At 53.0% G+C, this 10,295-nt stretch carries 13 protein-coding genes and 1 other annotated feature; all 13 genes read right to left on the reverse strand.

Features of this window, described 5'->3' with window-relative positions:
• Positions 1 to 34: 34 nt before the first annotated feature.
• Positions 35 to 658 carry a bifunctional phosphoribosyl-AMP cyclohydrolase/phosphoribosyl-ATP diphosphatase HisIE gene (hisIE, locus tag BZG73_RS04935; protein WP_021022340.1) on the reverse strand — a complete coding sequence of 208 codons (624 nt, stop codon included), beginning with the start codon at positions 656 to 658 and terminating at the stop codon, positions 35 to 37.
• On the reverse strand, positions 655 to 1,428 hold the full coding sequence (gene hisF, locus BZG73_RS04940) for an imidazole glycerol phosphate synthase subunit HisF (protein ID WP_077667746.1): 774 nt from the start codon (positions 1,426 to 1,428) through the stop codon (positions 655 to 657). The genes hisIE and hisF overlap by 4 nt, the downstream gene beginning before the upstream one ends.
• Positions 1,410 to 2,147 (reverse strand): 1-(5-phosphoribosyl)-5-[(5-phosphoribosylamino)methylideneamino]imidazole-4-carboxamide isomerase, encoded by a 738-nt coding sequence (hisA, locus tag BZG73_RS04945; protein WP_077667747.1) that lies wholly within the window; start codon positions 2,145 to 2,147, stop codon positions 1,410 to 1,412. The genes hisF and hisA overlap by 19 nt, the downstream gene beginning before the upstream one ends.
• A gap of 6 nt (positions 2,148 to 2,153) precedes the next feature.
• The gene (hisH, locus tag BZG73_RS04950) at positions 2,154 to 2,753 is read right to left on the reverse strand and encodes an imidazole glycerol phosphate synthase subunit HisH (RefSeq protein WP_046075337.1); all 600 of its coding nucleotides are present in this window, start codon (positions 2,751 to 2,753) and stop codon (positions 2,154 to 2,156) included.
• Positions 2,753 to 3,820: a bifunctional histidinol-phosphatase/imidazoleglycerol-phosphate dehydratase HisB gene (gene hisB / locus BZG73_RS04955; protein WP_077667748.1), complete on the reverse strand. Its 1,068-nt coding sequence runs from the start codon at positions 3,818 to 3,820 to the stop codon at positions 2,753 to 2,755. The genes hisH and hisB overlap by 1 nt, the downstream gene beginning before the upstream one ends.
• An 11-nt stretch (positions 3,821 to 3,831) precedes the next feature.
• Positions 3,832 to 4,884, reverse strand: coding sequence for a histidinol-phosphate transaminase (gene hisC, locus BZG73_RS04960; RefSeq protein WP_101494466.1), 1,053 nt, complete (start codon positions 4,882 to 4,884; stop codon positions 3,832 to 3,834).
• A 2-nt stretch (positions 4,885 to 4,886) separates the two neighbouring features.
• On the reverse strand, positions 4,887 to 6,203 hold the full coding sequence (hisD, locus tag BZG73_RS04965) for a histidinol dehydrogenase (protein ID WP_077578094.1): 1,317 nt from the start codon (positions 6,201 to 6,203) through the stop codon (positions 4,887 to 4,889).
• Positions 6,204 to 6,209: 6 nt separating this feature from the next.
• Positions 6,210 to 7,106 carry an ATP phosphoribosyltransferase gene (gene hisG / locus BZG73_RS04970; RefSeq protein ID WP_077606935.1) on the reverse strand — a complete coding sequence of 299 codons (897 nt, stop codon included), beginning with the start codon at positions 7,104 to 7,106 and terminating at the stop codon, positions 6,210 to 6,212.
• Positions 7,107 to 7,140: 34 nt separating this feature from the next.
• Positions 7,141 to 7,279, reverse strand: a sequence feature (His leader region).
• 143 nt (positions 7,280 to 7,422) lie between these two features.
• Entirely contained in the window at positions 7,423 to 7,629 is a 207-nt protein-coding gene (locus BZG73_RS04975; RefSeq protein WP_046075342.1) for a hypothetical protein, read from the reverse strand.
• Positions 7,630 to 7,728: 99 nt separating this feature from the next.
• Entirely contained in the window at positions 7,729 to 8,205 is a 477-nt protein-coding gene (locus BZG73_RS04980) for a YchJ family protein (RefSeq protein WP_077578095.1), read from the reverse strand.
• Positions 8,206 to 8,234: 29 nt separating this feature from the next.
• A complete protein-coding gene (gene lpxH / locus BZG73_RS04985) occupies positions 8,235 to 8,969 on the reverse strand; it encodes a UDP-2,3-diacylglucosamine diphosphatase (protein WP_077667750.1) in 735 nt (244 codons plus the stop codon).
• Between the two features lie 83 nt (positions 8,970 to 9,052).
• Positions 9,053 to 9,550 (reverse strand): peptidylprolyl isomerase, encoded by a 498-nt coding sequence (locus tag BZG73_RS04990; RefSeq protein ID WP_046075345.1) that lies wholly within the window; start codon positions 9,548 to 9,550, stop codon positions 9,053 to 9,055.
• A gap of 143 nt (positions 9,551 to 9,693) precedes the next feature.
• Positions 9,694 to 10,218, reverse strand: a complete 525-nt coding sequence (locus BZG73_RS04995; RefSeq protein WP_077578098.1) for a MarR family winged helix-turn-helix transcriptional regulator — start codon at positions 10,216 to 10,218, stop codon at positions 9,694 to 9,696.
• Positions 10,219 to 10,295 lie beyond the last annotated feature (77 nt).

Genomic DNA, 10,295 nt, shown 5'->3' on the forward strand with positions numbered 1-10,295 from the left:
AGGGACCATGTTTAGGTTAACACGCGCGTGGGCGTTAGCCTTGATGGCGAGAGGCGAGGACTTCGGTCACTTGATGGAGGCTAAGCTCTTGGTCTTGCAGCAATACCAACAGGTGATAGAGCAAATCGGCGCTTTCGTTTAATAGCTCGGCTTTATCGCCTGCCGTGGCAGCGAGGGCGACTTCGACCCCTTCTTCCCCCACTTTTTGCGCGATACGCTTGGTGCCTTTGGCAAATAAGCTCGCGGTGTAAGAGTCATCAGGCGCGGCATCTTTGCGGCTGGCAAGCACTTGCTCTAGGCTCGACAAAAAGCCGGGCCCCGTGTGTGGCGGTTTATTATCACTGTCAAAGCAGGTGGTCGTGCCGAGGTGACAGGTGGGCCCGTGTGGCGTCGCCGTGACCAACAAGGTGTCTTGATCGCAATCGAGTGCAATGTGCTCAAGGCTTAACACATGGCCGGAGCTTTCGCCTTTTACCCAAAGACGCGACTTGCTGCGCGACCAAAAGGTGACGCGACCGGTTTCGAGCGTCGCGTTCAGTGCATCGGCATTCATGTAGCCCAGCATCAATACTTGGCCGCTATCGCTGTGTTGGATAATCGCAGGCACCAAGCCGGCGTTTTTCTCCCAATCGATACGTTCTACCCATGCTGCCGTCATACTCTTACCTCGATCCCTTGTTGTTTTAATGTTTGTTTTAATTCGCTTATCGCGATGATTTGCTTGTGAAACACCGAGGCGGCCAGCGCGCCATCGACATTCGCTTGTAAAAAGGCGTCGGCGAAATGCGAAATTTCCCCCGCACCGCCGGAGGCGATCAGGGGCACCTGACAGCGCTCTCTCACCATGTTGAGTTGGGTTAAGTCATAGCCTTGGCGCACGCCATCGCGGTTCATCATATTGAGTACGATTTCGCCCGCGCCTCGCTGTTGGACTTCCTCAACCCAGGCAGCGGTTTGCCAAGGCGTGGCCTGAGTACGGCTTTCATCGCCGGTAAATTGATAGACTTGATATTGCTCGGTCGCTTCATCGAAGAAGGAATCAATCCCGACCACCACGCACTGCACGCCAAACTTATTGGCCAGCCGAGTGATCAAACTTGGGTCGGCCAAGGCGGGTGAGTTAACCGATATTTTATCCGCGCCGAATTCCAAGATTTGTTGGGCATCGGCTTCGGATTTAATTCCACCGGCGACGCAAAAGGGGATATCAATTACTTCCGCGACGCGACTGACCCAGCTTTTATCGACCACCCGGCTGTCACTGGAGGCGGTGATGTCATAAAACACCAACTCGTCAGCACCTTCTTCGGCGTAGCGTTTTGCGAGCGGTACGATATCGCCGATGATTTCGTGATTGCGAAATTGCACGCCTTTCACCACTTGTCCGTCGCGGACGTCCAAACAAGGAATTATCCGTTTTGCCAGCATGCGATCGCCTCCTCTGCGCTAAAGTTGCCTTCCAGTAGGGCGCGGCCGACGATCACGCCTGCGACGCCAGTGTTGCGTAAGGCGCGAATGTCTTCGAGACTGCCAATGCCGCCTGATGATTGAAACGCAATGCTCGGATAGCGCTGACATAAATCGCGGTAAAGCGCCACATTGCTGCCTTGCAAGGTGCCATCGCGGGAGATATCGGTGCACAGCACATGCTTTAGCCCGACGGACAAATAATCGTCGAGGAGCGCTTCAATGGTGACGCCGGAGTCTTGTTGCCAGCCTGACACCGCCACGCGTCGCGTCCCGTCGCTGTCGATATGAATGTCGAGTGCCAATACAATGCGGTCAGGGCCGTAGGTTTGCATCCAGCCTTTAACCAAATCCGGGGATTTAACCGCGGTGGAGCCGATCACTACGCGCTGTGCGCCGGTGTTCAACAGCTCAATCACGTCCATTTCGGTGCGCACGCCACCGCCAATTTGGATGTTGGCAGGCGTTGATTGCAAAATCTCGGTGATTAAATCGACCTGACGCGCGGTGGGATCTTTAGCGCCGGTTAAATCCACGAGGTGCAACCAATCTGCCCCCGCTTGATGGTAACGTGCAAACTGCTCACGCGGGTCAAAACCGTAGTCGGTTTTTTGCTGATAATCCCCTTGATAAAGGCGCACCACTTGGCCGTCTATCAAGTCGAGTGCTGGTATAATCATCCTTGCTTACATCTCCAAAAAATTCTGAATCAAACGCGCGCCTACTTTGCCAGAGCGCTCGGGGTGAAACTGAACCCCGTAGTAGTTGCCTTGATTGATAGCCGCACTGAACGCATGGCCATAATGACATTGTGCCAAGGTGTAATCGCCGACCGGCATCGCGTAACTGTGGACAAAGTAAAAGTGGCTCCCCGCGACAATGCCATCGAACAGAGGATGATCATTAACGGTGGCAACCCGGTTCCAACCCATATGAGGCAGAGGCTGCCCCGCGGTATCCATCAGTTTGGTGGGAGCGGGGATGTGGCCGAGGCACTCGACCGGGCTGTCGCCTTCATCCGAGTAAGTGCCTAGCATTTGCATGCCAAGGCAAATCCCCAGCAGCGGTTGCTCCACTTGCTTAACTAAATCCACCAAGCCGCGTTCGGTGAGGTTTTTCATCGCTTCGCTGGCCGTGCCGACACCGGGCAAAAAGAGCTTATCCGCCCCTAGCACCACGTCAGGATCGCGGCTTAGTGTGGCCTGATACCCCAAACGCTCAACAGCAAAGCGTACCGAGGACACATTGGCGCAGCCGGTATCGATAATGACAGTCTGTTTGCGCATTACAGCACTCCTTTACTGCTTGGCAGGGCGTCGCCTTCGACCTTGATGGCTTGACGCAAGGTGCGGCCAAAAGCTTTAAATAAGCTTTCCACCAAGTGGTGGGTGTTTTCGCCCGACACCGTCAGGTGTAGGGTACAGGCCAAGGTGTCGGTCAATGAGCGGAAAAAGTGTCCCACCATCTCGGTCGACATATCGCCCACTTGTGGCTGTGGGAAGCTGGCTTCAAATTTCAAATAGGGGCGTCCGGACAAATCCAATGCACATTGCGCCAAGCATTCATCCATCGGCAGGCTAAACCCAAAGCGGCCAATACCGCGTTTATCTCCCAGCGCCCGTTTGAGTGCGTCGCCCAACGCGAGAGCGGTATCTTCAATGGTGTGGTGGTCGTCGATGTGCAAATCGCCTTTGACGCGAACGTTGAGCTGAAAGCCGCCGTGGGTGGCGATTTGATCCAACATGTGATCAAAAAAGCCCAGTCCCGTTTCAATGCGACTGCCGCCACTCTTATCTAGATTAACATCCACCTGAATATCGGTTTCTTTGGTGGTGCGAGTAACGCTGGCCAGTCGCGGCTGCTGGGTGAGGCGCTCGACAATCTGTGACCAGCCCATCACGTCACGTTGATATTTGATCCCTTGTAGCGCCATATTGTTCGCTAAGGTGATATCGGTGTCTCGATCGCCAATCACCGCCGATTGGGCGAAATCAATCCGACCTTGCTGCAGATAGTCTTTCACCAAGCCTAATTTGGGCTTGCGACAGCTACAGTCATCACTGTCAAAGTGCGGGCAAATCAGCACGTCTTCAAAATGGATCCCTTGTGAGCGAAACAGCGCCATCATCATGTTGTGTGGCGCATCAAAGTCCGCTTGCGGGAAGCTCTCGGTCCCTAAGCCGTCTTGATTGCTCACCATCACCAAGGTGTAACCCGCCGCTTGCAGGCTCAGCAACGCGGGGATCACGCCCGGTTCAAGGGCCAATTTATCCAGACGATCCACTTGATAGTCTTCAGGCGGCTCCACAATCAAGGTGCCATCACGGTCAATAAATAAAATCTTGTCTTTCACAGTGGTTGTCCTTATTCACTGAGTTGCTGGCGGATAAAGGCCAACACTTTTTCACATTCGTCACGGTTACCAATACTGATGCGCAAGCTGTTGGCCACGGCAGTCTGGCGCACAATCATGCCTGCACGTCCTAAACGTGCGAACACCGCTTCGGCGTCATCCAGCGTGATGAGCAGATAATTACCAAAGCCCGGGTGCACCTCAACGCCGGGCAGCATACTGAGGCCGGCTTGCAGGTAGGCACGGTTGGCGATCAAGTCCAAAACCTGATATTTCATCCGCGCCAAACCGGCCTCGGAGAGCGCTTGCTCGGCAATCTCTGCCACCGGTACCGGTACGGGATACGGCGGGATCACCTTAAGCATCAAGTTAATAATCGCGGGGCTGGCGAGGGTAAACCCGCAACGCAGTCCTGCTAGGGCGAACGCTTTGGATAGGGTGCGCAGAATAGCCAGATTCTCAAAGCGCGCGAGCAAATCGGTGCAGGTCGCTTCTGGACTAAATTCAATATAGGCCTCATCCAGTACCACAATCGCGCGATCTTGAGTGCGGGTGAGTAGCGCCTCAATGTCGTCGCGGTTAATCAGATTGCCGGTCGGATTATTGGGGCTACACACGAAGATAAGCTTGATGTTGGCATCTGTTTCCAAGGCGCTATCAATCCCCGCTATATCCAACTGCCAGTCGGTGGTGAGCGGCACTTGGGTGGTGGCGATCCCTTGATTTTCCGCACTGACCGCATACATGCCATAGGTAGGTGGACAAATCAGCACGCTATCTTGGTTTGGCTCGCAAAAGGCACGCAGCAACAAATCAATCCCTTCATCGGCGCCACGAGTGGTGATGACTTGGTTCGTTGCTACGCCGGCATAGTCTGCATAGGCATTGATCAATGCATCGGGCTGACAGCTGGAGTAGCGATTGAGTCCCTGACCGCTTACGGTGTAAGCGTTGTCAAAGGGTGACTCGTTAGCATTGAGCCAGACATCCCCGCTACCGCCAATGCGGCGGGCTGACTGATAGGGCGTGAGCGCTTGTACTTGCTCACGGGCGAGTTTTTCGATGCTCATACTAATGGATCCTCCGAAGCTTGAGCTTGTTGCAGCTTAGTGAGACGAATCTCGACTGCTTGGCGGTGTGCATCCAAGCCTTCTGCTTCGGCAATACGCATCACTGTCGGGCCCAGTGTTTGCAAACCGGTGTCGCTAAGCTCTTGCACCGTCATTCGCTTGGTAAAGTCGGCCAGCCCAAGGCTGCTGTAGGTGCGCGTATAACCATAAGTGGGGAGCACGTGATTGGTGCCAGAGGCGTAATCACCCACGGACTCGGGCGAGTATGCGCCCAAGAAAATCGAGCCAGCGTTATCCAACAGGGGCAACAAATCCCTTGGTTGTTGGGTTTGCACAATCAAGTGCTCCGGCCCATAACGGTTAGAAATAGATACGCATTGGGTGAGGGTGTCGGCAATGATAATCACACTGCTGCCCAGCGCTTGCTTGGCAATCTCCGCACGACTGAGTGTGGTTAATTGCTGCTGCACCGCATCCGCCACTTTCTCTGCCATCTCTGGGGCAGGGGTCACCAGCACCACTTGCGAATCGGGGCCATGCTCCGCTTGGCTAAGTAAATCGGCGGCAACAAAGTCTGGATCCGCGCCGGCATCGGCAATCACTAACACTTCCGAGGGGCCGGCAGGCATGTCCATGGCCGCGCCATTGGCGGCAAGGCTCACTTGACGTTTGGCTTCGGTGACATAGGCATTACCCGGACCAAAGATCTTATCCACCTTGGTCACGCTTTGAGTGCCAAAGGCCATCGCCGCCACCGCCTGTGCGCCGCCCAGGGTATAAATTTCATCAATCTCACACAGTTTGGCACAGTATAAGATTTCATCGGCCACCGGCGGTGGGGTACACAGCACTACTTTTCGGCAGCCAGCAATTTGTGCGGGCACGCCTAACATCAATACGGTCGAGGGTAAGGGCGCGCTACCGCCGGGAATATACAGCCCCACGCGGTTAATCGGGCGGGTAATGGATTCGCACACCACCCCCGGCATGGTTTCGACTTTCAATGGCTGCGCTTTTTGCGCACGGTGAAAGGTGCTGATGTTATCGTAGGCTTGGCGCAGGGATAGCTTGATATCTTCATCCAAGCGCGCTTCGGCGTCGGCCAAAGTCGCTTTGTCGAGTTTGATGCTATCGAGTTCGACACCATCAAACTTTTGGGTCAATGCTTTTAAGCTTTCATCGCCCCGCTCACGGACATCGGCGATGATCTCGCTGACACTGGCTTGGGTTTGGGCGCCGGTTGTGATAGCCGGACGGCGCATTAAGCCTTCTTTTTGTGATTCTCCGAGTGATTTCCAGACCACAGTACGCATCGTGATTTACTCCATCATCTTTTCAATCGGCAGGACCAAAATTGAGCTCGCACCCAACTGCTTCAGCTTTTCCATGGTTTCCCAGAACAGATTTTCGGTACTGACCAAGTGCACCGCGACACGGCTCTTTTCGTGGGCTAATGGCAAGATGGTGGGATCTTCCGCGCCGGGGAGTAGCTCGACCACTTGCTCTAAGGTTTCGCTGGGCGCGTGGAGCATGATGTATTTGGACTCTTTGGCTTGGATGACACCTTGCATGCGGGTGAGCAAGCGTTCAATCAATGCGGTTTTCTCTTCACTGAAGCTGCCTTCACGCTGGATCAATACCGCTTTTGAGCGGAATATGACTTCGGCTTCTTTCAAGCCATTGGCTTCTAAGGTGGCACCGGTTGAGACTAAGTCACAAATCGCATCGGCTAGTCCCGCACGCGGCGCGACTTCGACGGAGCCATTGAGCATACAGGTGCTAAAGTTTACCCCCTGTTTGTCCATATAGGCTTTGAGAATATTGGGGTAGGTGGTGGCAATCCGTTGGCTGGCCAGATCTTGTGGACCGTTATAGCTTTGGTCTTTATCGAGGGCGATAGAGAGACGGCAGCCGCCGAAATCGAGTCGGCGCAGCAGTTGATATTGGCTCGGCTCGCCCAGCTTGATGCGCTCAAGGCGTACTTCTTCTAATTCGTTTTCGCCAATCACCCCTAAATCAACCACGCCGTCCATGATAAGGCCTGGGATATCATCATCGCGCACCAGCAGCAGATCGATGGGCATGTTTTCGGCGTGAACCACTAAACGCTCACCGGTGTAATTGATTTTTACCCCGCAGCGTTTAAGCAGCTCTTGGCACTCCTTGGCGAGGCGGCCCTTTTTTTGGATGGCGATACGTAAGCGTTGTGTTTGCATGTGTGCTTCCTTGTCTAAAAATGAAAAGCTAAAAAAGAAAAAACCCTCGGAAGACGGTGCTCCCGAGGGTCTGAATCTGTTAGCTGGCTAATGACCGACGGAAGCGCTTTTTACTCGTCTTCCAGTCGAAACCATTCCTCCCGAAAGACTAGTCAGGATGATGGTGGTGATGCATTGTCATTAGCGATGAAGTCATTTTTTGATGTCCATTTACGTTGGTCAATCTCATTTCTTTTTTGACAATATCAAAGTCAGCTTAGATTGCAACTACAAACATGGAGATTTTTTCACCGCCTAGCATGACAAGCGGTGACGCCTAGACATAAACATCCAGCGAGCCATCATCTTTTTTGCGTGGCGCGCTCTCTTTTTCAGCCTGCGGCGACGCATGGTGATCCGATGGATCATCTAAGCGACGCTGCTTGCGCTCCTCAATATGGGCTTGCTTTCGAATTGCCCATACTTTGGTTGGCGGTGCATGTGGTGTGCGATACACGGGACTGAGATTGCCGAGCCAATTCATGATTCATCCTCCTCTGGTCTTACTATCAGTATCGACCAAGGAAAAGAATTCTTGATTGATTTTTAACCAGGCCTTCTCAGAGGAGGGTGAGGGTAGAGACTAACTGCAACACTTTTTAAACTTACGTCCGCTGCCACACGGGCAGGGATCGTTGCGCCCCGCTTTGACATGGCCGGGAAACACGCCATCGATATATCGCCACTGAAGCTGTCCATCGATCGTCTCTTTAACAAAACGAGAGCGCTCATGCAGAGATTGGGGCTGGCCGTGCGCGATAAAGTGGGCTTTAAAGGTGACAAAGCCAAGTTCACCTTGTTGCAACACCTCGCTATCTACGACCTCGAGCGACTGCCACTGGTGCTGGGTCATGGTGGTGATGTCATCACGAAACGATTCGGCGCCGCATTCACTGTGGTAGGTCTCAACAATAAAATCCACCAAGCCTTTGGGGTGTGCGCTGTAACGTGCACGCATCAATTGCTCCGGATGGATAGCATTGGCGGGGTTCTGATGAATGGGCGCGCAGCAATCTTGATAGGGTTTATGGCTGCAACAAGGGCATAAATCAGTTTGCATAACTATCTCTTAACCAGTCGCTGAACGGTTTAAAAATGGGTAAAGTCGCGGGTTTGCAAGTCACAATCTTGTTCATTGCACATCAATACAGAGCCGTGTTGATACCAATCGCCTAGCACAATACGTCGGTACTCGGTGCCGTGTTGGTGCCACTGGTGGATATGAGGGCGATGGGTGTGGCCGTGAATCATATGGCATACATTGGCGTTATCCAACTGGCGCTGCACCTCTTGCGGCGTGACATCCATGATGGACGTTGACTTTTGTTGGTTGGCATTGGCACTGCCCGCGCGCATTTTGGCCGCAATCTTGCGGCGCCACGTCAGTGGTAGGCTCAGAAATAGTCGCTGCAACCAGCGCTGGTGGACTTTGCGTCGAAATGCCTGATAATCAACATCCTCGAGGCACAAGGTATCTCCGTGCAGGATCAGGGTGGGGGTGCCATATAAATCGATGCACTCAAGCTCGCTTAACAGCGTTACGCCGGTTTCTCTAGCAAAGCGTTGGCCAATTAAAAAATCACGATTGCCATGAATGAAGTACACTGGCACGCCTTGCTCAGTCACCGCGGAAAACGCCGCTTTAATTTGTCGATGAAACGGGCTGTTGTCGTCATCACCAATCCAAACCTCGAATAAATCCCCCAGAACATACAGGGCGTCGGCATTTATCGCCTCTTGCTTCATAAATCGTTCGAAGCAGTCAGTAATATCTGGCCGCGTCGGGCTTAAGTGTAAATCAGCAATGAAGAGGGTATGAGACATGCGTTGGTTTTATCATCAATAGAAAGCGGGTCGCGACGAAAAAGAAAGGGTAGCCTTGGCTACCCTTGCTCGATAGTGTCACTTCAGTCTTCAATAGTCACGCTATTGATCAACACTTCTTCGACCGGGACGTCCTGGTGAACATAACCCCAGTTACCGGTGGCAACGCCTTTGATCTTGTTGACCACATCCATGCCTTCAACCACTTCGGCAAACACACAGTAGCCCCAGCCATCTGGCGTCTTAGCTTTGTGATCCAAGAACAGGTTGTCATTGACGTTGATAAAGAATTGCGAGCTTGCTGAGTGCGGCTCCATGGTGCGAGCCATCGACAAGCGCCCCGTCAAGTTGCTGAGGCCGTTATCAGCTTCGTTTTTAATTGGCGCACGGGTTGCTTTTTCTTCCATGCCAGAGGCCATGCCACCGCCTTGGACCATAAAGCCGTCAATCACGCGGTGGAACAGGGTTCCGTCGTAAAAGCCGTCACGGCAGTATTGTAAAAAGTTCTCGACCGTAGCCGGTGCTTCGTCTGCAAACATGCGAAGTTTGATGTCACCGAACGTGGTATGAAGAGTCACCATGATGTAATCCTGTCATTGGCTTGGCTAAAAAGGATCACAGATTTTAGCCGAAAGTACTCGCTGATCAAGCAAAGATCCCCTGGATGTGGAATTAATCATCATTCCTGAGTCGTCCTTATCTCAGGCGAGCCGGGAAAAAGCGATTAAGACACGGGCTCAACATGTGCGAGTAATTTTTTAAGCAACACGGCGAGTTCGGCTTGCTCATCGGCGGTGAGACCCGCCAAGAGTTGGTGTAAATTGTTGGTATGATCCGTCACCGCTTTATCGATTAATCCCATACCCGCGTCTGTCAGTGAGACATAGACGCCACGGCGATCGTTGGGATCAGGGCTGCGAGACACCAAGCCTTTTTGCTCGAGGCGATCGATACGGTTGGTCATCGCGCCCGAAGTAAGCATCAAGGCATCGAGCAGCTGGTTGGGTGTTAATGTATAGGGTGAGCCTGCACGACGTAGGGAGGCCAATACATCAAACTCGCCAGGGTTAAGGTTATATTGGCCAAATACTTGTTGCAGTTTGGGATTAATATTGCCCAAAACCCGTGCGAGACGGCCCGTGATCGCCATCGGGCTGGGGTCGATATCTGGGCGCTCGTCGTGCCATTGGCGTAAGATGAGGTCAACTTTGTCCTCTTGTAGAGCGGAAGGGGTTGCGTTATCAGTCATGATTCTGCCACATCGGTTAGTCTCAATAAGATCGGTGAGTGCCAATCAGTCAATGGGCCAGTTTGCCCAATAAATAC

The organism is Salinivibrio siamensis (assembly GCF_001996005.1).
GTDB lineage: Bacteria > Pseudomonadota > Gammaproteobacteria > Enterobacterales > Vibrionaceae > Salinivibrio > Salinivibrio siamensis.